The organism is Oceanisphaera sp. W20_SRM_FM3 (assembly GCF_052119705.1).
Classification (GTDB): domain Bacteria; phylum Pseudomonadota; class Gammaproteobacteria; order Enterobacterales; family Aeromonadaceae; genus Oceanimonas.
Window position 1 is genome coordinate 18,155 of the sequence record NZ_JBGQOP010000017.1, and the last position, 25,658, is coordinate 43,812.

A 25,658-nucleotide genomic window follows, 5' to 3' on the forward strand; every position below is an offset into this window, starting at 1 on the left:
AAATTCAAAAATTTACATGGAACGACTCGTGTTTTCGGTAAGAATATGGGACTCAGTTTGGTGTTTTGACCTTGTAGGGGCCAATTTATTCGGCCCGGTTTAGTGTTTTGGTCTAAATCTAAACCTCAATAACAGCCAGCAAAGCTGGCCAGCCGAATAAATTGGCTGCTACAAAGGACAAACCAAAACAACGCGCATCATGGCTGAAGTTCATACGTAATCAGGTAAGCTAATAACTAGCACTTGGCCACCACCATGGAGTTTGATTATGACCAACAGCACACACAGCAAGGTGATCGGCTACGTCTTGTGGATTTTTGGCTTTATGGGCGCCCATCGCTTTTATTACGGCCGCCCCGTTAGTGGCGTGATTTACTTCTTCACGCTGGGGCTGTTTTTTATCGGTTGGATCGTGGATTTGTTCTTAATTCCAAGTATGGACAGAGACGCCGATGAGCGTTACGCCAAAGGGCGGGTCGATTACAATATTGCCTGGGTTTTAATGACCTTTCTCGGTATCTTCGGTGCCCATCGTTTGTATATGGGCAAGTGGATAACAGCCATTATTTGGTTTTTTACCGGCGGCTTCTTTCTGCTGGGTTTTCTCTACGACTTTTGCACCTTAAACGGACAAATCGACGAAGTTAACCGTAATTCGCGGCGATTTGGGTAAGGCAGCGGGAAGCGCTAAGCTTTCGGTTCAAGAAAATACCGAGTGTCGACTTTAGCCTTTTACAATAAACAGGCATTCACCACTTATTGCCTTGGTACTTCTCTCAGCACAATTAAGGGTCGCTATTTATACTTTCAGCGTCAACACTCAATTTTGTGCTGCGGTACCGTAAACCCAGGCGGTAATCCGTATAACGATAAGAGTCGGTATAACGTAAGGGAGTACACCAATGAATGTTGATACTAGAACTAAGCTGAGCACCACTACCATATTACTGCACTGGCTGGTGGGGTTACTCGTGATGGGCATGCTGGTCGTGGGCGTGTATATGGCGAATTTCGAAGTGTATGCGCTATACCCATGGCATAAATCCTTGGGTCAGCTGGTCTTTCTAATCGTGTTGGTACAAGCTATTCATCGCCTAAAAAATGGCTGGCCGCCGGCAGTCAGTGAATACTCACTTGCTGAGCGCGTGCTGGCTCGCGGTGTACATTATTTGCTGTTAGTCGGCGTACTATTAATGCCGGTGTTCGGCTTTTTAATGTCAGTCTTTGGCGGTAATGGCGTGGCCTTTTTTGGCTTACAGCTGGTGGCGAGAAATCCAGATCCGGTCAATGTGGGCAAGGTGATACCGCTTAATGGCCCTCTGGCGGAGGTGATGAATGCGGCGCACGGCATTTTGGGTTACTTGCTGATTTTGGCGATATTGCTGCATATTGCCGGTGCGTTTAAGCATCATCTGCTCGATAAAGACGGCACGCTGCGTCGCATGCTGGGCGCTAAGGTTTAGAACTAAGAGCCACTTTGTACGCCTTACGTTATACGCCGTAAGTTAAGGGCAGACAGCAAACCTATCTTACTCCGCAGGGATGTTTGTTATAACGGATAGCGTACCGCTGTCATTTAAAGCAATGACTCTAGCGGTAAATAGCCGAAGGCCCAAGCTCTAACGCGACTCCAACGGCTGGCCTCGGGTTCGTGTTGATAGCGCTGAATGGCCTCAGGATCAGACTCATCTAACCAGTCTAACCCAGTGCGAGAGCCCGGCTCTTTACTTATTTTTAAGCGCCAGGCGTGCTCTGGCAGTTCGGCTAAAAAGATTTCGCTGGCGAACTCGGCCATGGCTTTACTGTGAATGAACACGCCAATTTCGGTGTTGAGGCTCAGGGATCTAGGATCCAAGTTAAGGGAGCCCACAAACAAAATTTTGCGATCAAAAATCAGCGTTTTGGCATGTAAACTGGCCTTAGAAGAGCTAGGCAGACCTCGAAAGCGCCTACTTCTTCGTGATTTTTTACCGCTAGGTTGCAGCTCCCATAACTGGGCGCCAGCGGCCAGCAGTGGCGGCCGATAGCGAGCATAAGCGGCGTGCACTAAGGGCACGTCGTTGGCGGCCAGTGAGTTGGTTAAAATCGTCACCTTAGCGCCTTTCGCTACCCAGTTAGCAAAGGTAGCAACACCCTCATCTCCAGGAATAAAGTAAGGCGATACCAGCAGCGCCTCTTGGGTGACCTCTTGCCAGAGACAAGCTAACGTGGGTGCCAAATGGCCGCGAGTATCTGCACTGTCGTTCAGTAATTTATCGGGGTGATCGTAGACCAACTCTGAATCTGCCCAATACAAGGTTAACTCGCCGTCTTTTAGCCGCTCCACTAACTCTAAATCCGCCAAACGCGCCAAATAAGCGCGGCTGCTTTTATAGTGACGATGCCTGGCTAATTTTCGTCGCGCTCCCGCTAAAGAAAGCTTAATGGTTCTGCGCTGCAACGCTTGCACCGGCACAGATAAGCTGTGCTCCCAATATAAGTCGAAAGCGGTACTGACATCTGCGGCAAATTGACCTACGCCCAGTACATCTAAGTCGGTGAAGTTAAAGTATTCATCTGCGGAAAAATAGGCATTGCCAATGTTACGGCCGCCAATAATGGCGGCTTGGTTATCGGCAATAAACGACTTGTTGTGCATACGCCGCTGAACTTTAGAAAAACGCGTTAAAAAGTCTAAGTAGGGTAACTTGCGATTGGCAAAGGGATTAAATAGGCGGATCGAAATATTGGGGTGCTCAACCAGCGCTCGCAACAAACGCTCTTGGCCGTAATGGCCAAAGTCGTCGAGCAGCATGCGTACTCGCACCCCGCGATCGGCGGCGCGCACTAAGTAATGGGTAAATAACTTAGCGGTAACGTCTTTATGAAACAGATAATACTGCACATCGAGCGTTTGATCCGCGGCTTCCATCAAGGATAAGCGCGTCACAAAGGCATCTAAGCCATTGCTCAATAAGTAAAAGCCAGATGAGCCTTGCTGATTTTCTGCCTCTTTAATGATGCCTTGGCCAAGGCGAGTGTATTTGCTGTCTTTAGGCTCAAAAGGAGTGGGGAGCGGTTTACAGACCGGTCTTGGGAATCCCGTAAGCCGAGTACAGAGCAATAAAAACTTAGCAAAGTAATGAGTCATGACGTGTCTACATGGCGAATGCAAAGTGGGATTAAGTATAAGCAGTCTGTGATGCTAAAGATAAGCGCTGGCACCTGTTTAGTGCAATGACAAACGGCCTAAAGCCACGACTACCGCGCACTCATTATTCATGTAAGCAGGCACTCACCTATGCAGAGTTTTATGCTGTAACTAGGCGAATTATTGTATCCGTCATTCGTCTGTCAAGGCTCGGATTGTGAACATTTGTTGCTAAAATAATCCGATTCATCTGGCTACTTTTAGCGCAAATTTATTTTTTTGTTTGTAAATCAATGGTTAAATCCTTTAGCATGGCAAGGTTATTGCATTAAAGGAGATTATCTTGAAACAGCAGAAAATAGCGATATTAGGCGCAGGCCCAAGCGGTTTGGCGCAGTTAAGAGCGTTTGAGGCGGCACGCCTTGCAGGGGCACAAAACCTGCCAGAGATCGTCTGTTATGAAAAACAAAACGATATTGGCGGCATGTGGAATTACACTTGGCGCACGGGGTTAGATAAAAATGGCGAGCCAGTTCATGGCAGCATGTATCGGTATTTATGGTCGAACGGCCCCAAAGAATGCTTAGAGTTTGCTGATTACTCGTTTGACGAGCATTTTGGTCAAGCCATTCCTTCCTATCCGCCACGTGCCGTGCTTAAAGACTACATTATGGGTCGTATCGATAAAGCCGCCATCCTCAAATATATCCGTTTCGAGTGTCCAGTACGTTGGGTGACTTATGACGAAAGCAGCAACATGTTTACTGTTACCGTCATGAATCATAAAACTGGTGAGCAAGAAACCAATGAGTTTGATTACGTGGTAGTGGCCACCGGCCATTTTTCTACGCCGAATATGCCCTACTTCGAAGGCTTAGAGCAGTTTCCGGGCCGAGTGCTGCATGCCCACGACTTTAGAGATGCACTGGAATACGAAAACCAGAACGTATTACTAGTGGGTGCCAGCTACTCGGCAGAAGACATTGGCTCTCAGTGCTTTAAGTATGGCGCTAAGTCGGTCACCATTAGCTATCGCTCAAATCCGATTGGGTTTGACTGGCCAAAAGGTATGACAGAGCGACCGCTGCTAACTCACCTTGAAGGCAACATAGGTCACTTTGCTGATGGCAGCAGCAAGCAATTTGATGCCATTGTTATGTGCACCGGCTATTTGTTCCACTTCCCGTTTTTGCCCGATGAGCTGCGCTTACAGACGAATAACTGTTTGTATCCAGATAACTTATATAAAGGTATTTTCTTCCAGCAAAACCCCAAATTGATCTATCTGGGCATGCAGGATCAGTATTTCACCTTCAATATGTTTGATGCCCAAGCCTGGTACGCCCGTGATGCCATTATGGGTAAGATACCTGTGCCAGAGGCAGACAAACGCCAGCAAGATATGCAGTCATGGCTAGCGCGCCATGAGCAATTAAGTGGCTGCCATGACTCGATTGATTTTCAGGCCAGCTATATTCGTGACCTGCTCGGGCCCACCGACTATCCCGACTTTGCAGTGGAAGAGCAGGGTGAGTTATTTAAGCAGTGGCTGCAGGACAAGCAAGACGACATCATGGCCTTTAGAGAAAAATCCTATCCTTCTACCGTAACCGGCACCTTGGCAACTCAGCTGCCCGCCACTTGGTTAGATATTAAGGACGACTCACTAGAAAGCTTTATGTCGTTAGATTTTATTGAGAGTAATACGCTCGATAAAATCGACTAACGTCTGTCTAACGGATCCTTACTGACAAAGCCTGCCCGACACTAAGCGTGTGGGCAGGCTTTTTTGATCGCTAATACAAAGCGATACGCAGTACGCCTTGCGCGGTAGGTCAAAGAAAAACACTACATCTTCGAAGGATGAACATACGGCGTATAGCGTCAAGCTTACGGCTATCTTTCCAGTGCCGCTCTCCATTTTCGATACTGCGCTTGAGCCTGCTTGGCTGTGCAGATGCACAGCCTTACTGTTTGCCCCGGTTGGCATTGGGCCAGTCGCGCGCAGGCCAGTGGCGTGAGCGTGCCCAAACGCGGATAACCGCCAATCGTTTGACGGTCGTTAAGTAATATAATGGGTTGGCCATTAGGCGGTACTTGTACCGCACCCAGCGTTAGTCCTTCTGAGATTAAACTCTCTATATTGCAGTGCAACATTGGGCCTTGCAGGCGGATCCCCATGCGATCGGATCTAGGATCCAAGCGCCAAGGCTGAGTAAAGGCTTGGAGCAGGCTGAGATCATCAAAAAATCTAAACTGGGCGCCGGGGATCATCATGAGTGTGGCTTCTTCCTGATAATGAGGTAGCGCGTCAGTCGGTAGCTGGCGCTGAGGCATCACGTCGGCGGCATAACTACTAGAAAAAGCATTGCTAGAAAAGGCGAGCGTGTCCCCAGCCGCTAATTTACTGCCATCGGCCTGATGGCCACCCAGCTGGTCACGCATTACACAAGCCACGCTGCCTAAAATCGGTTTAGCGATAAAGCCACCCGCCACGGCTAAATAGGCGCGCACGCCGTGCTTGGCCATGCCCAGCTTAAGCTCGTCGCCTGCGGCAAGCGTAAAAGCGTGGTTGTTGGTCAGTGGCTGGCCATTTATGCGCGCTTGCATGTCGGCGCCACACAATGCCACTCGGCAAGCTTGCTCTGCTCTTAGTGTGAGTCCGCCTAAGGTAATTTCTAATGCTGGGCTACCCCAGCTGTTACCCAGTAACCAATTGGCCCAGCCCCAGGCTTGCAGATCTGCTGGTCCACCTTGGCTAATGCCTAAGTGGCGCACGCCAAAGCGACCCGCATCTTGTAAGGTGGTTAACGGTCCGGGTTTGATAACGGTAAGAAAACCCTGCATTAATACTTATCGCTCGACATGGGGGTGCAGTCTCCACCCAAACGCTGAAACTGAGCTTGGGTAATAGGCATAAAGCGCACGCGGTCGCCCACTTGTAGCAGGCTTAAGCTGGGGCGCTGCAAATCAAAGAACTGAGCCGGCGTGCGACCCAGCAGATTCCAACCACCCGGAGATGGAGCAGGATAGGCGGCAGTTTGGCGACCGGCAATCGCCACACTGCCGGCGGGCACCTTTGCTCTGGGTTGTGTTAAGCGCGGTAATTCAAGCAAGGCGGGCAGGGTGCCCATAAAAGCGAAGCCGGGCGCAAAGCCTAGGGCAAACACCCGATACACGGGCGAGCTGTGCAATTCGATTAAGGCGGGAAGCGTGAGGCCCGTATGCTGACTTAAGCGCGCCAGCTCTGGGCCCACGCTCACGTCATACCAAACCGGTAGCTCGATAACAGGCTTATGGTCGCTTGTCGCCGAGGGTTGTAGCTCGGCCAACACTTGCTGTAACAGAATACGAGCTTGAGCGTGGTCTAGTTGCATGGGGTCGAACTGTACCAATACCGTAGTGTAAGAAGGCACTAGATCTATGAGTCGCTCGCCGAAAGCCTGCTCACAGGCGCTAACTAAGGCGGTAATCCAGCCCATATTAGCCTCGTCTATGGCATTGAACAGTCGCACCAGCCAAGCATCCATGCCGGCGTTTTCTAGGCGAGGGAGCTGGCCCTCGCTCTTATTCACATTGCTGCTCACGTTAGGCTATCCAGCTTTAGGTTTTCCGACTTTAGGTTTTCCAATTTTAGGTTTTCCAACAAGTGGCGAATAGCGCTTACTGCGCCAATCGACTCAAGGTTATCGCCGTGCACGCACAAGGTGTCGGCGCTTAACACAAGCGCGCTGCCATCACAGGCCACGAGTGGCTCACCTAAGGCTATGCGGCGGGCTTGCTCGATGATTTGCTGGGGCGAGCTGAATACGGCACCGGGCAACTGGCGCGACACTAACAAACCTTGGCCGTCGTAGGCGCGATCGGCAAAGGCTTCAAACCATAGCTGCAGGCCAAAGGGTTGGGCCAGATCTAAGGCGGCTTGGTTATCTGTTTTGGCCATCAGCATTAATGGCAAGCTCGCATCATAACGGGCTACCGCTTGCATCACGGCCGCCAATTTTGTCGGCTCGCGCATCATGTCGTTATAAAGCGCGCCGTGGGGCTTAACGTAGTGCACCCGCGTACCTTCAGCGCGGCACAAGGCATCCAAAGCACCGAGCTGATAGAGCACCATATTTTCTATTTCAGCGGGCGAGCAAGCCAAGGAGCGTCGACCAAAGCCGACGAGGTCGGGATACGCCGGATGAGCGCCAATTTTCACGCCATGCAATTGCGCTAATTGCACCGTGCGGCGCATGGTATCGGGGTCTGAGGCATGAAAGCCGCAGGCGATATTAGCGAGGTCGATAAAGGGCATGAGTGCTTCGTCTTGGCCCAGTTGCCAAGCGCCAAAACTCTCGCCCACATCGGCATTGAGCAATAATTTCGCCACCGCTAACTCCTTGTTAAAAACATAATTGCAGAGCCGTTAAACATAATTTGGCTATCTTACCTTGAGTCTCTTAGCTAAACAGCCATTAGTAAAATGGGCGTAATATATAGGCACCTAATGGGTATTATTAACGGCGTACGCTTGGGGTTAAATAGTAAATAATCTTGCCAGTACGGTTTTTGTGCTTATGATAAGCGTTCATTTTAACCAAGAGGTCCGGGTAAACACCGGTGTACCCTATGGATTGCTCGCGAAGTTGCTTGCATCACGCTGTTACTTATTTACTTTCCTACCACCTTCCGCTTCTGCTGCCTTGGGCTCGCGCCGCTTGTTTTGGATTTATCTATCGTTCTGATATCGCTCACGGTATCGGCACCACTGACGCTATTCGTTCGTTGCACAATCAACAGTTGTTAAGAGGTTAATCATGGAATTGCTAATGGATCCGTCATTATGGGTGGGTTTACTGACACTAATAGCGTTAGAAATTGTATTGGGTATCGATAACTTAGTCTTTATTGCCATCTTGGTGAAAAAACTGCCGCCTCATCAGCGCGAGAAGGCGCGTATTATCGGCCTGTCTTTGGCGCTGTTAATGCGCTTAGGTTTACTCAGCGTGGTGTCTTGGCTTGTCACCTTAACGACACCCTTGGTCACATGGGGCGAGCTGAGCTTCTCGGGCCGAGACCTGATATTGCTGGGCGGTGGCGTCTTTTTGCTGTTTAAAGCGACCACGGAATTGCATGAACGGCTAGAAGGCCCCACTGAAGAAAGTAGCACCACTGGCGTTTATGCGGGCTTTGGCGTCGTTATCGCGCAGATCTTAGTATTGGATGCAGTATTCTCGCTCGACTCCATTATTACGGCAGTCGGTATGGTCGACAACCTAGCTGTGATGATGACGGCGGTGATCATCGCCATGCTGGTGATGTTAGCGGCATCTAAATCGCTGACGGATTTTGTGAATGCCCACCCAACAGTGGTGGTGCTCTGCTTAAGTTTCTTGTTGATGATAGGCTTTAGCTTGGTGGCAGAAGCCTTTGGTTATCATATTCCGAAGGGCTACTTATATGCGGCTATCGGTTTCTCGATTTTAATCGAATTTTTAAATCAATTGGCCAATCGCAATGTTACCAAAGAAGAGGCACGCCTGCCGTTGCGTGAACGCACAACCATGGCGATTTTTAATCTGATGGGGGGCAAGTTAGCGGCGGACACTGAACACGAAACCGACCATAGAGCTAACCAAGAGCCGGGCTTTGCCGAGGAAGAGCGCAATATGATAAGCGGCGTGTTATCGCTGGCTGAGCGCTCCACGCGGACCATAATGACGCCGCGTTCTGAAATCGCTTGGTTAGATATTGGCGATAGCCGCGAACAAGTATTAGCGGAGCTGATGGCATCTTCTCATAGCCAGTTTCCGGTGTGCGATGGTGAGTTGGACAACCTGCTGGGCGTGGTGCGTGCTAAAGACTTAATGGCGGGCCTGAAAGAAGGTAAAACCTTAGCTGAGCTGGCCGAGGGTAACGATTCCATCATAGTGCCCGACAGCATCAGCGTGATCCGTTTGTTGAATATACTGCGCGACGCCAGAGGCAATCTGGTGCTAGTGAACGATGAGTTTGGCACCATACAAGGCTTAGTTACGCCACACGACGTACTGGAAGCCATAGTGGGCGAGTTTCTCGATGAGGACGAAGCCCCGGAAGTGGTGGTCGAAGAAAATGGCTGGCTGGTGAAAGGCGGTACTGACTTGCACTATTTAGAGCAAGTATTATCGCGCCGTGGGCTGGTGGACCCCGACGACGAATACGCCACGCTTGCCGGTATGATCTTGGCTTGGAGCGGTGTGTTACCGGTTGAAGGTGCAACCTTTGAGCATGAAGACTTGCGCTTTGAAGTGGTGGAGCTCGATGAATTTCGCATCGCTCAAGTGCGCATTTCGCCGCTGAGTATTATAAATTAAACGCTAAGATCAGTCTTAATCGCCAGTAGGATTAACTCCGCCAACGCGCTAAGGGTTAATGACACTCATCATTTCAGCCTACTGCGAACATTCACTGGATGCTCGGTTAGGCTGAAATGATTCGTCACGGCGAGGCAAGCTCGCCCCAGCGACACTCGTCAAATGCCGTTGAGCGCCATGGACGGCGCGAGTGTCAACATTGCAGGAGCCTTTGTTGACCATGGCATTTGACGGTTGGCTCCGATAATTCCTACTGGCTCTCTTAGCAACACTGAGTTATAAATAAATCAAACGGTGCCCAATTGGGCGCCGTTTTTTATCCGTGGCTTTCACCTCACGCCTTACGCGATGGGCTTGGTCTAACTTCCAGCTTCAGGCTTATCGCTTCCAGCTATAAAACCGCTTTAATCGCCGCCTGCAGCTTAGGATCGTCAGGCTTGGTGAGGCTAGAGAATACCGCCGTTACTTGGCCTTCTTTATTTAAGACGAATTTATAGAAATTCCAGCGCGGCGCCTTACCGCTTTGGCGAGTAATTTCTTTAAAAATGGGGTGGGCGTCTGTGCCGCGCACCACAATGGGCTGCGACATATCGAAGGTGACGCCAAAGTTGACGAAGCACACTTCGGCCGCTTCGGCTTCATCCTTAGCTTCTTGTTTAAAGTCATTGGAGGGAAAGCCCACCACTTTTAAGCCTTGGTCTTTATAGGTTTGGTGCAGCGCTTCTAAGCCTTCAAACTGGCCGGTAAAGCCACAAAAGCTGGCGGTATTAATCACCAGCATCGGATGGCCAGCAAATTGATGCATGTCGAGCATCTCACTGGAGTGCAGGCGTGGCAGTTGTTGTTCATACAAGGCCGCAGTATCGGGCTCGGCCGCCGCTGTTGCTGCAAATAGGGGCTGACACAGTAATAGACTGCAGAGTGCGCTGGATAAACGTTTCATGAGTGTTCCCTTACATAATGAGCCGTTGAATAAATAATAGACCCGAGCAAGCGCGAAAAGCTTACTCGGGTCTAAGGCTGTATTCAGCTTAATTCATGATGTTACCGCTGAGCCTGCTATTTGCGGATCTGCAGCTAGTCGCGCCGATTGACTGAGGAAAATCAGCTTACTGAGCCAAGACTAACTCGGTAATGGCTTGGCCTAGTTGCTGTGTGCTGGCCGAACCACCCATATCACGGGTGAGTGCATGGCCTTCGCGAATGGCGGTTTCGATAGCACTCATCATAGAGTCGTGCATTTCTTGATGGCCTAAATGTTGCATCATCATGGCCGCGGCCCAGATGGTACCGATAGGGTTGGCGATATTTTGGCCGGCAATATCCGGTGCCGAGCCGTGCACCGGTTCGAACATGGACGGCAGATTTTTCTCCGGATTGATGTTGGCCGACGGCGCTATCGCTATGGTGCCAGTGCAGGCCGGACCTAAGTCCGACAAAATATCGCCGAATAGATTAGATCCCACAATCACATCGTAAAACTCGGGCATTCTCACCAAGTTGGCGGTGAAAATATCGATATGGAATTGGTCCACCTTTACGTCAGAATAATGCTCGGCCATGGCGGCCACGCGGCTGTCCCAGTAAGGCATGGAGTGAAACAAGCCATTCGATTTAGTGGCTGAGCTTAGGTGTTTCTTGTCACGAGACTGAGCCAATTCAAAGGCGTATTTCAGGATGCGATCCGTGCCCTTGCGAGTAAAGATGCTCTGCTGAGACACCACTTCGTCTTCCGTGCCTTCGTATTGAATGCCGCCGATGGCCGAGTATTCGCCTTCGACGTTTTCGCGCACTACGTAAAAGTCGATATCGCCGGGCTTCTTGTTGGCCAGTGGCGACTGTAGCCCTTCAAATAAACGTACTGGGCGCAAGTTAACGTATTGATTAAAGGCGCGGCGAATCGGCAGCAGCAGGCCCCACAGGGAAATATGATCTGGCACACCCGGAAAGCCCACGGCGCCGAGAAAAATCGCATCGAACGCCTTGAGTTGTTCAAGGCCGTCTTCGGGCATCATGCGACCCGTCTTATGATAGGTTTCGCAAGACCAATCAAAATGAGTGAAATTCAGCTGCACGCCGTGCTTTTTCGCCGCGGCTTGCAGCACTTTTAGACCTTCGGGAATGACTTCCTTGCCGATACCGTCACCGGGAATAACCGCGATATTGAAATGTGACATATTTGTAACCTCAGGTTGCTGAAAGTGAGAACTTAGGCACTCAGTTTAAGGCAGCCTCTGATAAGATGTAGTCACAAAGTGTAATCTCTGAGTTTACAGATCATGGACAAGTTGCCGGCGCTAGAAGACATCAAGGTATTGGTTATTGCAGCTCGCCTGATGAGCTTTTCGCGGGCGGCGGAACAGTTGCTGGTATCGCCCGCCTATATCTCTAAGCGCATCAAGTTACTGGAGAAAAACTTAGGCGTAGTACTTTTTTTTCGTTCGGCGCGGGCCATTAGTTTAACGCCGGAAGGGGAGATTGTGTGGCGCACGGGTGAGCAATTACTGCAAGGGCTAGAGGCCATGACAGCCGAGCTTAGGGCGTCGCGAGAAGAGATTTGTGGCGTGCTGCGCATTAGTTGCAGCACCGGCTTTGGCACCGAATATCTCAACCCTTTTATTCTGTCATTACGCGCCGCTTATCCGCTGTTAGATATAGATTTAACGCTGGCCGATAGGGCGGTCGATCTGATCAGTGAAAACATGGATTTGGATATCTACATCGGTGGCGCCATTCCCGAACAGTATATTGCGCGGCGCATCGCCAGTAATATCCGGATTTTTTGTGCCGCACCCGCCTATTTAGCAGAGCACGGCTGGCCAGAAGACCCGCGCGAGCTGGAGCAAAAGCACACCTGTATCACCATTCGCGAGCGTAATCAGGCACCGGCTTCTTGGAAAATTGAACGCCAAGGAGAGTTGATGACAGTCGCACCGAACAGCCGACTGAGCGTGAATAATGGCGATGTGGCTAAACAATGGTGTGTGAATGGGCAGGGCATATTACTGCGCTCTATTTGGAACGTGCAGCACGAATTGGATCAAGGGCGACTGGTGCAGGTGCTGCCCCAGTGGCAGCAGGCGGCCGATGTGTATGCTGTGTATTCGCGTAGCATCAAAAGCAGCGCTAACTTAAGAATTTTCATCGAAAATCTCGAGCAATATTTAGCCCAAAGATGGCAACGCCCCGTTCAGGATGAACGTATCAAGGTGGATAAAAATCAATGACCAACATCAATGCTTTTGGCAGCCGCCTGCTGTCTGAGCTGGCGCAAAAGAAAATGAGCCAGCTTAAGTTGGCTCAAGAGCTGGGCGTGTCGCGCACTGCTGTTAACAAGTGGACCAAAGGCGGCATGATAGATGACGGTAACTTAGACCGGCTGGCCTCCTTTTTAGACGTAGATAAAATTTGGTTAAAATACGGCAGTCAGTATGCCAGTGCGCAGGGCGAGACCAGCCCGGCGGCGCGCAATATTAATGAAGTGCATTTACAGGAATCGGCAGAAATCGTCACTTGGGAGTGGGATCTGCTGACGCAAAAGGTGCAGTATTCCGACAATGTAGAGGCGGTATACGGCATCCGCGTTAGTAGTAACGACGAGTTTTGGGCCTTAATGAGCGATGAAGCCAGAGAAAAACTGGTTAAGGGTTATTCGAAAATTATCCGCGAAGGCGGGGCTCATGAAATGGACTTTAAAATCGACCGCGACGGCGAGTATCGCTGGATAACCTCCCGCGCCACGGGCGTTAAAGGCCCTAATGGCAAGGTGACTAAGTTGGTCGGTATTAGCTTAGATAACACTGAGCGTAAGAGCACGGAATTACGGCTGCGCAAGATGCAGCAGTATTTCGACGTCTTATTGGCGCACATTACTCACTTAGTGGCCTTTACCGATGTGGCTGGAGAAATACTGGCCAGCAATTATGAAAGCCAAGCGGAAAAAATCAGTTATTTGGAATTGCAGAGCCTGCTGTATCAACTGGTGGTCAATAACCCGGAATGGCTTGAGCAAATGTGCGCGACTGGCCGTGGCCAGATCAATTTTCAGGGTCGAACCGTTAACGGCTTCCATCATCTGGACAGCGACCAGCAGCCGTTTTTGATGTTTGAATTGAGGTAACTGAAATTACTAGCTGAGGCTGGGTTCCTACTCAGACTTTCACATAAAAAAGGGCTCTTGCTGATCACTTAGTGATGAACAAGTGCCCTTTTTCTTTATGGTATTAACGGTTTCTTAATTGATGGCTGAATTTATGGCTGGCACCAGCAACAGCCAACGCCAGATTGAGGAAAGAGAGAGCAGGAAATGCTGTAGCCGGCCATCAAATGCCATGGACGGCATTTGCTGAGCGTCGCATGGGTGCGGTTTAGCGCGTCGGCGGATGCAATCCTGCTGTCTCTTCATGAATGTCGAATGCTTAGATATCCAACACCAAGCGTTGGCCCTTGGCGCGGGACACACACAACATCATGGTTTTTTGTGCGGCGCGCTCATCGTCATCCAAATAATGGTCACGGTGATCGGCTTCACCTTCCAAGATGCTGGTTTCGCAAGTTCCGCATACCCCGTTACGGCACAGGCATTCGATGGCGATGCGTTTGTCGTCTTCAATGGCCTGTAAGATAGAGGTACCTTCGCCTATTTCTAAGCTGAAACCAGAGCGCTGAAAATGCACTTCAAAAGAACTGCCGGTGCTGGCTACTGCGCCGAAGTTTTCAAAGTGCACCTGTTTCTCGCCTAAATGCGCGTTGCCTTGCTCAATCACGGCGTTAATTAACGGCTGTGGGCCACACACATAAAGATGGCTGTTTTTATCTTGCCCCTTCACCAGCTGCTCAATCGACAGATGCTGATCTAGTGCGTTGTCGTACACGTGTAAACGCTGGCCAACACGCTCGCGCAGTTCGTTTACATAAGCGGCATTGGCGCCATCGCGAAAGCAATAATGTAGCTCAAAATCCATGCCGGCCGCTTCTAACTCATAGAGATACGACATAAAAGGCGTGATGCCAATGCCACCGGCCACCAAAATATGCTTACAAGTAACGTCTTGAACCAGCGGGAAAAAGTTTTCGGCGGGCGACAGATGTAGCTCATCACCTTCCACCACGCTGTCGTGCATATACGCCGAGCCACCCTTAGACTGTTCATCACGCAGCACCGAAATACGGTAATGCTGAGGCCGCTTTGGGTCACTGATCAGCGAATAAGCCCGGCGAATTCCCGCTTCGTCCATGTGCACGGTAACGTGGCTGCCGGCACTAAAAGTGCTCAGCTGCGCGTCTTGCGCGATAAATTCAAACATCTTTATGGTCGGGCTAAGCTGTTGGACGCGGCTCACCTTGACGGAGATTTTTTGCTGGTTCATAAGAGTGTTACTCCCTATCAGATCAGGCGATATCGACGCACAGGTACTTCACGGTCAGGTAGTCTTCGATCCCATAACGGGAACCTTCTTTACCCAAACCCGATTGCTTAACGCCGCCAAAGGGCGCGACTTCGTTGGAGATCATGCCGGTATTAATGCCGATCATGCCGCTTTCTAGCTTTTCTGCCACGCGATAGACACGGCCGATATCTTGCGAAAAGAAGTAGGCGGCCAAGCCAAAGATGGTGTTGTTGGCCTGAGCTAGCACCTCATCTTCGTCTTGGAAACGGATCAGGGTGGCGATAGGGCCGAAAATTTCTTCGTGCACTATGTCCATGGTGTCGTTCACATCCACCAAAATCTTGGGGTTGATGTAATTACCCTGTTCGGCAACTTCATTACCCAGCACCAGCTGACGCGCACCTTTGGCCAGCGCATCGTCGAGCAGCACTTGCATGCCATCTATGGCGCGGCGAGTGATCATGGGGCCGATATCGGTGTTTTGCTCTAAGCCATTGCCGACGCGCAGCTTGCCCACCTGGGCGGCAAATTTTTCAAGAAATTCCTCGTAAACCGCATCATGGATATAGAAGCGGTTTACGCAGACGCAAGTTTGACCGCCATTGCGAAACTTAGCCTGCACCGCACTGGTCACGGCCTTGTCGATATCCGCATCGTCAAATACGATAAAGGGCGCATTACCCCCCAGCTCGAGGGAGGTTTTCTTGATGGTGGACGCACATTGTTCGTACAGGGTGCGGCCCACCTGAGTGGAGCCGGTAAAAGAAAACTTGCTGATTAATGGATGCTGCGTCAAAGGCGCACCTAAGGTGCGGGCATCCCCTGTGATCACATTAAAAATACCGGCGGGAATACCCGCCTGATCGGCCAGCTCCGCCAAGGCCAGTGCCGTAAACGGCGTTTCCGAGGCTGGCTTAATAATGATGCTGCAACCGGCCGCCAAAGCGGGGGCGGCTTTACGGGTGATCATGGCCGCCGGAAAATTCCAAGGTGTAATGGCGCTACAAACGCCAATCGGCTGCTTAATCGTAGACAGGCGGTTAGTGTTCACGGTTTGGGCGATAGTTTCGCCGTAAACCCGCTTACCTTCTTCGGCAAACCACTCCACAAATGAGGCCGCATAATGGATCTCTCCTTTAGCTTCGATCAGCGGTTTTCCTTGTTCCAGCGTCATGATGGTGCCTAAATCGTCGACGTTCGCCTCAATGAGCGCAAACCAACGATTCAGGATCTTGGCTCTGGCTTTGGCCGTGATCGCTGCCCAATCGGTTTGCGCGGCATGGGCTTGCTCTATGGTGCGGTTAACGTCGGCCACCGTCAGGCTAGGCACAGTGCCCAGCACCGACTGATCGACGGGATTGGTGATAGTAAGGCAGAGTTCCGTATCTACCCATTGGCCGTTGAGATAGCAGGCTTGGCGAAACAGCGCCGTGTTATTGAGCATATTCATTATCTTTTCTCCTGATCGAAAGCAGTGGATATCGGTTTAGCCTAAATGCGCCTTGGCCAGCAGCTGGTGGAAATGTGCCACGCCATGCTCGCTGATGCCGCTGCGCTGACGGTCCGTCATTATCCGGCCTTGGCCGCGATAGCCGCGAGATTGCAGGCCCTTCTGTACGCTTTCGACGAGGCGCAAATCTTCTGGGCGAAACACGGTGCGATACCATTCGATCAAGTCTTTTTGGTATTCAGTCAGCTCTTCATTCAAGAAGTAAATGTCGTAGTGCTGCAAGGTTTCACCGGCGCTGACTGGGAACTCATAAATCACCGTCATAAAGTCGCCACCGGGCGGCATGTTAAACATAGTGCAAGGCCAGATCCAAAAACCAAAGAAGCGTGGGTCGGTTACTGACTCATCAAACTTGAAAGAAGACTCAGACGGCTTAGCTTTGCCAATCTGTACCGTCCAATTATCGTGTAATTGATGGTCGTATACGCCCACATCCACTGAGCTGGCGAAGCTGACGTGGTTAGTGGGGCAGTGATAACACTCGGTATAGTTATCCACTATGGTTTTCCAGTTCGCCGGCGTATTACTCACGAAGCGGGCGGCCAGTTTTAAGTCTTTAATGACGCTACAGGCTTCGGCCATTTTTGCCGCAAGGCCTGGCAATTGCTCTTCAATGGGCTGCGGCTCGCCATTGGTTAAGTTGACGTAAATAAAACCGGCGTGCTCTACCACATGGAAACCGCTCAGGCTCATGGCATCGGCTTCAAAATTATGGACGTTTTCACAGTTAGTGGCGTGTGCCAGCTGGCCATCTAGCTTAAAAGCCCAAGCATGATAAGGGCAGGTGATCACATTCTTCGCCTTGCCGGCTTCTTCGCTCAGCAGCTGGTGACCGCGGTGGGGGCAGACATTATAAAAGCCGCGCAATACGTCATCGCGGCCCCGCACTATGATCAAGCTTTCACCTATCAGTTTGCGGGTTATATAGGCATTTTTTTCTGCCACTTCACTGCAGTGGGCAACGCAAACCCATGAATTAGCAAAAATCTTTTCTTTTTCGAATTCAAATGCATCGTCAGTAGTGTAATAACGCGCCGGAATGGTCCACGCGTTTTCGATGTCGAGGTGATCATTGATGGAAATCATTTTGTTAGCATTGTTCATGGCTGCATTACTCCCCGTGTAAACCTTGAGTTGACGTTGAGGAGGATACTAGTAGAGCATGCTAGTTTAGGTCAACGGTAAATTACAAAAAAGTTAACCAAGTTAACGCTTTTATATTTATATCTATATATATCAATGGCTTAAGTGTTGGTGTATTTGTTTAATTTAAGTTAATTTTTTGTTGACTGCCGCCTCGGGTCTGACTATTGTTTGTCAACCCACGGTGTTTTTGTGAGTGGTGAGCAAACGATGTGGCCCGTATGGAATGTGTGAGTAAATGGAGAAGTGTGATGATGCAACACAAAAAATCGGTATTTTATATATCGTTAATTCTTAGCTTGATGTTAATTAGCTTGGGTGTGTTTATCCCTGACAAACTGGAGAGTTTCTCCAATGGTTCACTCAGCTTTATCTATAACAACCTAGGTTGGTTTATTCTGGGTAGTGTGTTTATCTTCTTTTTATTTTGTATGTATTTAGGAATGTCAAAGTTTGGCCATATACGGCTTGGCGATGACACGGATCGGCCCGAATACAATACGGCGACTTGGATTGGCATGTTATTCAGTGCCTCCATTGGTATTAGCCTGGTATTTTGGGGCATTGCGGAACCTGTTTCATATTATATAGCCCCACCGTTTGGCGCTGGCTCTAGCGATCAGTCGGCAAAAGTTGCCATGCAGTATGTTTATTTGCATTGGGGTGTGTCGGCTTGGTCTTGTTATGCCTTAGTGGGCGTATCGCTGGCGTTCTTTCAATTTAGAAAAAAATTGCCAGCTTCACTGAGCTCGGTCTTTTATCCACTGATCGGCGATAGAATAAGAGGCCCCATCGGCAAGTGGATTGATGTGTTGGTTATTCTTTCTGTGGTCATTGGCATAGCTACCTCGCTGGGTTTTGGTACCTTGCAGGTAAATAGCGGTATTAATTCACTGTGGGGGTTCCCGATTAGCACCACCACCCAGGTCATCATCATTGCTCTGGTCACTGTGGTGTATATCTCGTCCACCATCTCGGGTTTGCAGGGTGCTATCAAACATCTTTCTAATCTGAATATGCTGCTCGCCTTTGCCTTGCTGGCCTTCGTGCTGATCATGGGTCCTACGCAAACCATTTTTAAAGTGCTGTTTCAGGGTATTGGCGACTATGCACAAAACTTTGTCAGCATGTCGTTTCGTACCGAGCCGTATGGTGACGGCAAGTGGATTGCTAACTGGACCTTATTTTACTTTGGCTGGTGGATTGCCTGGGCACCGTTAGTGGGTAGCTTTGTGGCGCGTATTTCTAAAGGCAGAACCATTAAAGAGTTTATGATGGGCGCGGTATTCATTCCCGCACTGGGTTCCTTCGTTTGGTTTGCGGTGATGGGTGGCTCTGCTATTCATATCATTCAAAACTTAGGTGAAGTGGCATTGGCAGAAGCGGTAAAAACCGATGTGACTTCAGCGTTGTTTAAGTTCTTAGAATATTTCCCTATGAGTACTTCCCTCAGCATTTTAGCCATGGTGTTGGTACTGATATTCTTTATTACCTCGGCAAACTCGGCAGTATTCGTATTGGGTATGATCAGTGAAAATGGTAACCCTAATCCCACTACCACTACCAAGGTTATCTGGGGTGTGGTGATCGCCGGTATTGCGATGGTGTTGATGATGACGGGTGGTTTGTCTGGCTTGCAATCGGCACTGGTGGCCACGGCACTGCCGTTGTCGGTACTGATGCTATTAATGTGTTATTCCACTTACAAAGGCTTGAAAGAAGAAATAGACGGGCCAAGCATGGTTGTCATGCACAATGCAGACGATAAACAAAGTTTGCGCACCACCATATTGACCGAGGAAGTCTAAGATTAATGATTGATACGCCCGACCCTTGAGCTGAGAGAGGGCGTTAATATGCTAATGCTCTAAGTTTTACTTACACATGAGTATTATTAAAAATCCCTGACTTGCGAGAGTCCGGGATTTTTTTGCTTCAGCCATTATCACCACTACCACCAGCGTCTCAGTTTTAGCCATAGAGCCAAGGCTAAGGCGAGCAGTACTAGCAGACTAAAAAATATACTAAAGGCCCAGGGGTGCTCGGCGCCGGGAATGCCGGCCAAGTTAACGCCAAATAGACCGGTTAAAAAGGTGGCGGGTAAAAACAATAACGCCAAAATTGAGATCTGATAGGCGCGCCTGTTGGTGGCGGCCGTCATCATATTATTAATTTCATCGGCCAAAATCGCGGTGCGCGCCACGCCAGCATCTAAGTCATCTAACCAGCGGCGCAAGCGCTCGGCGATCTCCAGTAAACGGCGGCGGTCGTCGTCTTCAAGCCAAGAGATTTTTTCGCTGGCAAGCCGTGCCACTAAATCGCGCTGGGGTGATAAGTAACGGCGGATTAAGATTAATTGCTTACGTATCCGGCTTAAGTGGCCGCCGGCGGGCTGCTGATTTTCGAGTACGGTTTCTTCGAGGGCCAAAATATCATCGTGTAAGGAGTCGACAAACTCTCCGGCGCGGTCGGTCAAGGTATCGCACATTTCTACCAGCCAGTCGCCGGTGTTGACTGGCCCTGCTTGTTCTTGTAACTGTTGATAGACATCTTGCTCAGACAATAAAGGCCGGCGGCGGCTGCTGATAATCAGCTGGGCATTAATAAAGATGCGCAGTGCCACCATTTCTTCGGGCTTGTCTTGGTCGTTATGATTAATACCGCGCAACACCAATAACAGGCCGTCGCCATAGCGCAGTAACTTAGGTCGATTGCTTTGGCCTAATAATGCCTCGCGGGCTGCTTCGTTTAATAACGACGTTTTGAACAACCACTTTTGCGCCTCAGGTCGGCCGTAATCTAGATGTAACCAAGCCGGATGATTATCAAATAACGGCTTGTCTGCCAGCAGCGGCGTCATGCCACCATCGCCGGTGAGTTGTAAGCTATAGATGCTCTGCTTGGGCACTAATTCCATCTTGGTCTCTTCTTTGTGGGGCTTGGCGGTCTTTTTATTGCGGTTAAACATATTAACTAATCGCCAACTAATTGCGATCAAATGGGTATCATAGGCGAATTCCGGTTTTTTTATCTAGGTTGATGCATGCGACGCGGTTCTTTTTCTCCTGAAGCGGGCGATAGCAGGTTTAATTGGCAAACCTTGCGCACGCTACTGCCTTATTTATTGGAATATCGGTTGCGTATCACGTTGGCATTGGTGTGCTTAGTCGCGGCTAAGGTGGCTAGTGTGGGCTTGCCTTTTATTTTGAAGCACATAGTTGATGCTTTAGATAAAGGCGTGGCCAGTGACGGCGTAGCTAAAATATTGGTTTTACCTTTAGGCTTATTATTGGCTTATGGCGTAATGCGGCTAGCTAACGTCTTGCTGGGAGAAATTCGCGATGCGCTGTTTGGCCGAGTGACCGAACGTACCATGCGCCGCATCGGATTAACGGTATTCAGACATCTGCATCGGCTGGAGCTGGATTTTCATCTAAATCGTAATACCGGTGGCCTGTCGCGCGATGTGGAGCGGGGCGTGTCCGGGGTCAGTTTTCTGCTGCGTTTCATGGTGTTCAATATAGTGCCGACGCTGTTTGAAATTGCCATGGTGATTGGCGTGTTGCTGGTTAACTATTCCATTTGGTTTGCGCTGGTCACCTTGGTGGCGGTGGTGTTCTATATCGGCTGGTCTGTGATTGCCACCGATTGGCGCACCGGCTATGTGCGCGCGGCTAATCTTGCCGACTCGCAAAGTAATACCCGTGCCGTAGACAGCCTGCTGAATTTTGAAACCGTGAAGTATTTTACTAACGAGCACCATGAGGCAGAACGCTACGATAAAGATTTGGCCGAGTGGGAAATCGCACGGCGCAACAATCGCTTAAGTTTGTTTGCACTCAATGGCGGCCAAGCGCTGATTATTGCCATCGCCATGACGGTGATGATGATCTTGGCTGGAAAGAATGTGGTGGCAGGCACCATGACGCTGGGCGATTTTGTGTTAATTAACGCCTTTATGATGCAGCTATTTTTACCGCTGAATTTCTTGGGCTTCGTGTACCGAGAAATGAAAAGCTCCATGGCTAACGTGGAGCGTATGTTTGCCTTGCTGCGCCGTAAACCGGCGATTAATGATGCAATCGAGGCGACCGAGCTGGCGATTAGCCAAGGTGCCATTGAGTTTAACGAGGTGAGCTTTGGCTACGGATCTGAGCGAGTGATTTTAGATCGGGTGAGCTTTAGCGTACGCGCTCAGCAAAAAGTGGCAATAGTGGGCGCCAGTGGCTCGGGCAAGTCGACGCTGGTGAAGCTGTTGTTTCGATTTTATGACGTAGATGCCGGTAGCATCTTGATTGATGGTCAAGATATTCGCCACATTACGCAAAGCTCACTACGCCAAGCCATTGGCATAGTGCCGCAAGATACTGTGTTATTTAACGCCTCTATCTTTGACAATATTCGCTACGGACGCATTAATGCTTCTGATGCAGAAGTGCTCGAAGCTATCCGCCTCGCGCATTTAAGCGATTTTATTACCCGCTTGCCGGAAGGCGTCGACACGCTGGTGGGCGAGCGCGGCCTTAAGCTCAGTGGCGGCGAAAAGCAGCGAGTGGCGATTGCGCGTACCATTCTTAAACGGCCCGCCATCTTAGTATTTGATGAGGCCACCTCATCCTTGGACAGTCGCTCCGAGCAAAGCATATTGCAGGCCATTGCCGAGGTGTCGCGGGGGCAAACCAGTCTAGTAATAGCACACCGCTTATCCACTATTGTTGATGCGGACCATATTTTAGTGATGGATCATGGCCGCATAGTGGAGCAAGGCAGCCATGATGAGTTATTAGCTCAACAAGGTCGCTATGCCCAGCTGTGGAATATTCAACGGCAACAGCATGCACCAGATTGATGCCGCTGGAATGGTGGACAGCATTGTCTGGATGCCTAGCTGGCGCAGCGCTGGTTAAGGCACAAATCAAAGCAAGTGTCGTTTTGCCGATTATTCTGGCTGACGGTAGCAGGTAATCTGACGATGCTGGTTGTTTTCGGTTACGGCGTGTGGGCACTCTGAGCCATGTGCAGGGGAATCTTGCTTTCGACAGGTGAAAAAAGCGGGCCCAGGCCCGCTTTAGTAATAAGTGAATCAGACCGGCTCGTGGAGCCGGGTGCTAGCGGCCAGCCGGTAGCGAAGCATATCTATCAGTAAAAACACCAGCAGGCTGGCGCCCATCACCGGCAGGCCCAACCCCAGTGTTAGGGCAAGCACCAGCGTAACGATGCGACTCGCGGTGTTCAGCCTGCGCCAGGCCTGACTAAGTAATAGCGTGCCGGGAGTCGGCCGCCGCCGCCACCACATGCGATAACCGAGTAAGATCATCACCAGCAGACCCAGGCCAAAAGCCGCCAGCAATAGCTGGTTGGCTAGGCCAAACAAGACCCCCATGTGCGCATCAATTCCCCAGCGGATCAGCTTGGCAACCAATGGAAATTGCGCAAAATCGGCTCGGCTGGTTACGCGCATCTGCTGCGGATCGACGGCCACGCTGTCTACCTGGGTGGGCCAGGATCTGTCCACCTCGCGCACTAGCCAGGCGGTGCCGGTCTGTTGAGCGGGGCGAATTTCCAGCAAGTTGGCATCAATACCGGCCGCCCGAGCGGTGGTGAGTACGGGATCGAACAGTGCCGGGTTGATCGGTATCGGCATGGGAGCTGGCTGAGCAGGGTGCCCATGATGGCCTGCATGCTCATCCACGGCCACGGCGGGGTCTGTCAGTTGCAGCGAGACCGAGGGCGTGACCCAGTTCAGGCAGGAGCGAAGGGTGTCGATATTGCCTCCGGCCCATTTGGACCAGGTCAGGCCGGTGGCCGAGAAGAACAACAGGCCCGCCATAATCCACAGGCCAATCAGGCTGTGCCAGCGGCGCAGGCGACGCCGGGGGCCGCGGTTGGCCTGCCTGCTGCGCCACCACAGCAGCACACCGCTCAGGGCTGCAATCCACAACCAGGACGCAGCCAGCTCGCTGTATAGGCGACCAGCCTCTCCTAGCATCAGGTGTCGGTGTAGATAGTCCAGCACAATGCGCAGCGGCAGTATGCCGCTGCTGCCATAGCTGACCAGCTGGCCCTTGATTTCTAGGCTGACCGGATCTACGAATACCGCCAGACTTTCGCCGTCGTTAAGTTCAGGTTGACTGAACAGAACACGGCTGTTGCTGCCGGGAGCGGGCGCCGGGCGCACGGCCGTCAGGGTTGCGTCGCCGTTCAGGCTGGCGCGGGCGGCCGCTATCTGTTCGGCCAGCGGGCGGGTCGGGCCGATCGAGTCAGTGAACAGCTGCTCAGCGTAAAGTTGGCTTTCCAGCTGAGGGGTGAGTACATAGAGCACGCCGCTCAGGGTGGCGACGAGAATGAAGGGGCCGATAAACAGGCCGATGTAAAAATGTAGCCGGAGCAAAAAAGCGGTCAGGCTTGCTGAGCCCGGCTTGCGCCGCACGGTGGCGGCAACATCTGGTGATGACATGACAATTCCTTTTAAGGGGGCGCCCAGGGCGCACACCAAGGCGCGTCTGTCCGGCGAGGCGGACAGACCAAAAGCCGCTGTAGGCGGCAGTATCAGGCGGAGTTGTCAGTGGCGAGGCGGTGCCCGAGCCAGAAAGGGCGGCCTGGGCCGACGAAACGAGGTGAATGACAGGCGCAGAACCCGAAAACGTAGCAAGGCCGCGGTGGCAGCCAGCAGGGGCACGCTCAGCGTCAGCCAGAGCAGTTGGCCAAGCAGGGTACAATAGCCGCAGGCATCGTGGCTAGCATGGTCGTGGGTGGGGATATCGCTGTCGTGAGAGTGATGAGTACGGTGCTCAGCCGTTGGCGGTGAATGCTGCGCCTGCAGGTAACGGGATATCGGTGGCGCCAGATAAATCATCAGGGTCGCCAACAGAGCCAACCAGGCGGCCGAAAGGCGGTGTCTATGATAAAAAGCGTACAGCAACCGGTATTCCCGAGCCTGTTGAAATGAGTCGTCACTTTAACAGTCAAGTCAGAATATGGACAGAGCCTGCGGGGCTTATACTTGCACAGGCAATGGTGTGAAGGAGCCGTTATGAGAGATAGCATTTTCATGATTTTTATGGCGTGTGTGCTGTGGCCGCTGCAGGCGGTGGCGCTGGAGCTTTCACCGGCCGATATGCTTGGCTGGGAGCACAAGCGCTTTGCCGGAGATACCGAGTACCGGCTGGTGTTCGACCCCCAGCTGCAGCAGCAGGTGGTGCGAGCCAGCAGCCGAGCGGCGGCGTCGGGTCTTTTCTATGAGCAACGGATCGATCTGGATGCCACTCCTTGGCTCAGCTGGCGCTGGCGAGTAGAACAATTTCCGACCGTAACCAAGGAGCGCGCGAAGTTGGGGGACGATTTTGCGGTGCGGGTTTATGTGGTGGTGCGCGACGGCTGGACTCGGCTGAGCAGTAAAGCCATCAGCTACGTCTGGGCACAGCAGGCTAACGCGGGGCAGACTTGGGCAAATCCCTTCGCCGGCGATAAAGCTATGATGTGGGCGCTGCGTAATCGCCAAGATGGTGATGGTTGGATAAGCGAAAAACGCAATATCAAGGCGGATTTGCGGCGGCTGTTCGGCAAAGACTTTCGTTATCTTGACGCCGTCGCCATTATGAGCGACGCCGATAATAGCAACAGCAGCGCCATCGGCTATTATACGGGCTTGGTATTTACCCGCGAATGATATTGCTCCATAACGAGGTTGCAACACCGATGAAAAGAATTCTGCTTATCCTGCTGGTATGCTTTGGCTTCGCCGGCAACCTGCCTCAAAACCCGCCACTGTTTAGTGTGTTATCAAGCGCCCTGGCCGCCACCGATCCGCTCGCGCAGGCGTACCAGAACCGGCAGAGCGATGTGCAAGTAGAGGGCAGTGGCCGAGTGGTTCGTCTGCTAAAGGATGACAATAAGGGCTCCCGTCATCAGCGATTTTTATTGGTCTTGCCGAGTGGTCAGACGTTGCTGATTGCCCATAATATCGATTTGGCACCGCGGATCGACACCCTGAAAGTCGGCGATACGGTGGCGTTTTACGGTGAGTATGAATGGAATAAAAAAGGCGGCGTGGTGCACTGGACTCACCACGATCCTAAAGGACGCCATCTAGGTGGCTGGCTGCAACACAATGGCAAACGGTATCAATAGTCTGCCATTGGATA

Annotated in this window: 22 protein-coding genes; 10 read left to right on the top strand and 12 right to left on the bottom strand. The window is 51.1% G+C overall.

Annotated elements, in window-relative coordinates; genetic code table 11:
- Window positions 1-268 precede the first annotated feature (268 nt).
- Window positions 269-673 (top strand): NINE protein, encoded by a 405-nt coding sequence (locus ACEN2G_RS10085; protein WP_442021364.1) that lies wholly within the window; start codon window positions 269-271, stop codon window positions 671-673.
- Between the two features lie 229 nt (window positions 674-902).
- A complete protein-coding gene (locus ACEN2G_RS10090; protein ID WP_442021365.1) occupies window positions 903-1,463 on the top strand; it encodes a cytochrome b in 561 nt (186 codons plus the stop codon).
- Window positions 1,464-1,576: 113 nt separating this feature from the next.
- Here ACEN2G_RS10090 and ACEN2G_RS10095 read toward each other — a convergent pair whose 3' ends face one another.
- A complete protein-coding gene (locus ACEN2G_RS10095) occupies window positions 1,577-3,130 on the bottom strand; it encodes a phospholipase D family protein (RefSeq protein WP_442021366.1) in 1,554 nt (517 codons plus the stop codon).
- Between the two features lie 343 nt (window positions 3,131-3,473).
- On the opposite strand from ACEN2G_RS10095, the gene ACEN2G_RS10100 reads away from it, so the two are divergent.
- Window positions 3,474-4,856 carry an NAD(P)-binding domain-containing protein gene (locus ACEN2G_RS10100; RefSeq protein ID WP_442021367.1) on the top strand — a complete coding sequence of 461 codons (1,383 nt, stop codon included), beginning with the start codon at window positions 3,474-3,476 and terminating at the stop codon, window positions 4,854-4,856.
- Between the two features lie 170 nt (window positions 4,857-5,026).
- Here ACEN2G_RS10100 and ACEN2G_RS10105 read toward each other — a convergent pair whose 3' ends face one another.
- From ACEN2G_RS10105 to ACEN2G_RS10115, 3 genes are read right to left on the bottom strand one after another with little or no spacing between them, the layout of a single operon-like run.
- The gene (locus ACEN2G_RS10105) at window positions 5,027-5,977 is read right to left on the bottom strand and encodes a biotin-dependent carboxyltransferase family protein (protein WP_442021368.1); all 951 of its coding nucleotides are present in this window, start codon (window positions 5,975-5,977) and stop codon (window positions 5,027-5,029) included.
- On the bottom strand, window positions 5,977-6,705 hold the full coding sequence (pxpB, locus tag ACEN2G_RS10110; RefSeq protein WP_442021369.1) for a 5-oxoprolinase subunit PxpB: 729 nt from the start codon (window positions 6,703-6,705) through the stop codon (window positions 5,977-5,979). Before pxpB ends, ACEN2G_RS10105 begins: the two co-directional genes overlap by 1 nt.
- An 8-nt stretch (window positions 6,706-6,713) precedes the next feature.
- On the bottom strand, window positions 6,714-7,505 hold the full coding sequence (locus ACEN2G_RS10115; protein ID WP_442021370.1) for a 5-oxoprolinase subunit PxpA: 792 nt from the start codon (window positions 7,503-7,505) through the stop codon (window positions 6,714-6,716).
- Between the two features lie 427 nt (window positions 7,506-7,932).
- Between ACEN2G_RS10115 and ACEN2G_RS10120 the strand changes: the two genes are divergently transcribed.
- Entirely contained in the window at window positions 7,933-9,471 is a 1,539-nt protein-coding gene (locus ACEN2G_RS10120; protein ID WP_442021371.1) for a TerC family protein, read from the top strand.
- A 391-nt stretch (window positions 9,472-9,862) separates the two neighbouring features.
- Here the strand turns inward: ACEN2G_RS10120 and ACEN2G_RS10125 are convergent, their stop codons facing one another.
- Together ACEN2G_RS10125 and ACEN2G_RS10130 are read right to left on the bottom strand one after the other, a co-directional pair.
- Entirely contained in the window at window positions 9,863-10,414 is a 552-nt protein-coding gene (locus ACEN2G_RS10125; protein WP_442021372.1) for a glutathione peroxidase, read from the bottom strand.
- A gap of 166 nt (window positions 10,415-10,580) precedes the next feature.
- Window positions 10,581-11,648, bottom strand: coding sequence for a tartrate dehydrogenase (locus ACEN2G_RS10130; RefSeq protein ID WP_442021373.1), 1,068 nt, complete (start codon window positions 11,646-11,648; stop codon window positions 10,581-10,583).
- Between the two features lie 102 nt (window positions 11,649-11,750).
- Here ACEN2G_RS10130 and ACEN2G_RS10135 point away from each other — a divergent pair, with 102 nt between their 5' ends.
- Both ACEN2G_RS10135 and ACEN2G_RS10140 read left to right on the top strand, forming a co-directional pair.
- Entirely contained in the window at window positions 11,751-12,698 is a 948-nt protein-coding gene (locus ACEN2G_RS10135; RefSeq protein WP_442021374.1) for a LysR substrate-binding domain-containing protein, read from the top strand.
- Window positions 12,695-13,591: a helix-turn-helix domain-containing protein gene (locus ACEN2G_RS10140; protein WP_442021375.1), complete on the top strand. Its 897-nt coding sequence runs from the start codon at window positions 12,695-12,697 to the stop codon at window positions 13,589-13,591. Before ACEN2G_RS10135 ends, ACEN2G_RS10140 begins: the two co-directional genes overlap by 4 nt.
- Before the next feature lie 298 nt (window positions 13,592-13,889).
- Here the strand turns inward: ACEN2G_RS10140 and ACEN2G_RS10145 are convergent, their stop codons facing one another.
- Genes ACEN2G_RS10145 through ACEN2G_RS10155 form a run of 3 tightly spaced genes read right to left on the bottom strand, consistent with a single transcriptional unit; the run spans window position 13,890 to window position 17,475 of the window.
- Window positions 13,890-14,840 (bottom strand): PDR/VanB family oxidoreductase, encoded by a 951-nt coding sequence (locus ACEN2G_RS10145; RefSeq protein ID WP_442021376.1) that lies wholly within the window; start codon window positions 14,838-14,840, stop codon window positions 13,890-13,892.
- Window positions 14,841-14,862: 22 nt separating this feature from the next.
- A complete protein-coding gene (locus ACEN2G_RS10150; protein ID WP_442021406.1) occupies window positions 14,863-16,305 on the bottom strand; it encodes an NAD-dependent succinate-semialdehyde dehydrogenase in 1,443 nt (480 codons plus the stop codon).
- A gap of 42 nt (window positions 16,306-16,347) precedes the next feature.
- A complete protein-coding gene (locus ACEN2G_RS10155) occupies window positions 16,348-17,475 on the bottom strand; it encodes an aromatic ring-hydroxylating oxygenase subunit alpha (RefSeq protein WP_442021377.1) in 1,128 nt (375 codons plus the stop codon).
- 290 nt (window positions 17,476-17,765) lie between these two features.
- Between ACEN2G_RS10155 and ACEN2G_RS10160 the strand changes: the two genes are divergently transcribed.
- Window positions 17,766-19,322: a BCCT family transporter gene (locus ACEN2G_RS10160; RefSeq protein ID WP_442021378.1), complete on the top strand. Its 1,557-nt coding sequence runs from the start codon at window positions 17,766-17,768 to the stop codon at window positions 19,320-19,322.
- Window positions 19,323-19,465: 143 nt separating this feature from the next.
- Here the strand turns inward: ACEN2G_RS10160 and zntB are convergent, their stop codons facing one another.
- Complete coding sequence (gene zntB / locus ACEN2G_RS10165) at window positions 19,466-20,431, bottom strand: zinc transporter ZntB (RefSeq protein ID WP_442021407.1); 966 nt, start codon at window positions 20,429-20,431, stop codon at window positions 19,466-19,468.
- A 126-nt stretch (window positions 20,432-20,557) separates the two neighbouring features.
- Here zntB and ACEN2G_RS10170 point away from each other — a divergent pair, with 126 nt between their 5' ends.
- On the top strand, window positions 20,558-22,363 hold the full coding sequence (locus ACEN2G_RS10170; protein ID WP_442021379.1) for an ABCB family ABC transporter ATP-binding protein/permease: 1,806 nt from the start codon (window positions 20,558-20,560) through the stop codon (window positions 22,361-22,363).
- Between the two features lie 234 nt (window positions 22,364-22,597).
- On the opposite strand, the gene ACEN2G_RS10175 is transcribed toward ACEN2G_RS10170, so the two are convergent.
- Together ACEN2G_RS10175 and ACEN2G_RS10180 are read right to left on the bottom strand one after the other, a co-directional pair.
- On the bottom strand, window positions 22,598-23,971 hold the full coding sequence (locus ACEN2G_RS10175; protein ID WP_442021380.1) for a PepSY-associated TM helix domain-containing protein: 1,374 nt from the start codon (window positions 23,969-23,971) through the stop codon (window positions 22,598-22,600).
- A 105-nt stretch (window positions 23,972-24,076) separates the two neighbouring features.
- Window positions 24,077-24,436, bottom strand: coding sequence for a DUF2946 family protein (locus tag ACEN2G_RS10180; RefSeq protein WP_442021381.1), 360 nt, complete (start codon window positions 24,434-24,436; stop codon window positions 24,077-24,079).
- Window positions 24,437-24,547: 111 nt separating this feature from the next.
- Here ACEN2G_RS10180 and ACEN2G_RS10185 point away from each other — a divergent pair, with 111 nt between their 5' ends.
- Together ACEN2G_RS10185 and ACEN2G_RS10190 are read left to right on the top strand one after the other, a co-directional pair.
- On the top strand, window positions 24,548-25,183 hold the full coding sequence (locus ACEN2G_RS10185; protein WP_442021382.1) for a DUF3047 domain-containing protein: 636 nt from the start codon (window positions 24,548-24,550) through the stop codon (window positions 25,181-25,183).
- A gap of 29 nt (window positions 25,184-25,212) precedes the next feature.
- Entirely contained in the window at window positions 25,213-25,644 is a 432-nt protein-coding gene (locus ACEN2G_RS10190; RefSeq protein WP_442021383.1) for a DUF3465 domain-containing protein, read from the top strand.
- Window positions 25,645-25,658: the final 14 nt, after the last annotated feature.

Bases quoted from the DNA above. Each gene is read 5' to 3' on its own strand.
- ACEN2G_RS10105 (WP_442021368.1), bottom strand. From the start codon at position 5,977: ATGCAGGGTTTTCTTACCGTTATCAAACCCGGACCGTTAACCACCTTA.
- ACEN2G_RS10145 (WP_442021376.1), bottom strand. From the start codon at position 14,840: ATGAACCAGCAAAAAATCTCCGTCAAGGTGAGCCGCGTCCAACAGCTT.
- ACEN2G_RS10170 (WP_442021379.1), top strand. From the start codon at position 20,558: ATGCGACGCGGTTCTTTTTCTCCTGAAGCGGGCGATAGCAGGTTTAAT.
- ACEN2G_RS10190 (WP_442021383.1), top strand. From the start codon at position 25,213: ATGAAAAGAATTCTGCTTATCCTGCTGGTATGCTTTGGCTTCGCCGGC.
- zntB (WP_442021407.1), bottom strand. From the start codon at position 20,431: ATGGAATTAGTGCCCAAGCAGAGCATCTATAGCTTACAACTCACCGGC.
- ACEN2G_RS10095 (WP_442021366.1), bottom strand. From the start codon at position 3,130: ATGACTCATTACTTTGCTAAGTTTTTATTGCTCTGTACTCGGCTTACG.
- ACEN2G_RS10135 (WP_442021374.1), top strand. From the start codon at position 11,751: ATGGACAAGTTGCCGGCGCTAGAAGACATCAAGGTATTGGTTATTGCA.
- ACEN2G_RS10155 (WP_442021377.1), bottom strand. From the start codon at position 17,475: ATGAACAATGCTAACAAAATGATTTCCATCAATGATCACCTCGACATC.
- ACEN2G_RS10175 (WP_442021380.1), bottom strand. From the start codon at position 23,971: ATGTCATCACCAGATGTTGCCGCCACCGTGCGGCGCAAGCCGGGCTCA.
- ACEN2G_RS10130 (WP_442021373.1), bottom strand. From the start codon at position 11,648: ATGTCACATTTCAATATCGCGGTTATTCCCGGTGACGGTATCGGCAAG.
- ACEN2G_RS10185 (WP_442021382.1), top strand. From the start codon at position 24,548: ATGAGAGATAGCATTTTCATGATTTTTATGGCGTGTGTGCTGTGGCCG.
- ACEN2G_RS10150 (WP_442021406.1), bottom strand. From the start codon at position 16,305: ATGCTCAATAACACGGCGCTGTTTCGCCAAGCCTGCTATCTCAACGGC.
- ACEN2G_RS10140 (WP_442021375.1), top strand. From the start codon at position 12,695: ATGACCAACATCAATGCTTTTGGCAGCCGCCTGCTGTCTGAGCTGGCG.
- ACEN2G_RS10120 (WP_442021371.1), top strand. From the start codon at position 7,933: ATGGAATTGCTAATGGATCCGTCATTATGGGTGGGTTTACTGACACTA.
- ACEN2G_RS10125 (WP_442021372.1), bottom strand. From the start codon at position 10,414: ATGAAACGTTTATCCAGCGCACTCTGCAGTCTATTACTGTGTCAGCCC.
- ACEN2G_RS10090 (WP_442021365.1), top strand. From the start codon at position 903: ATGAATGTTGATACTAGAACTAAGCTGAGCACCACTACCATATTACTG.
- ACEN2G_RS10160 (WP_442021378.1), top strand. From the start codon at position 17,766: ATGATGCAACACAAAAAATCGGTATTTTATATATCGTTAATTCTTAGC.
- ACEN2G_RS10085 (WP_442021364.1), top strand. From the start codon at position 269: ATGACCAACAGCACACACAGCAAGGTGATCGGCTACGTCTTGTGGATT.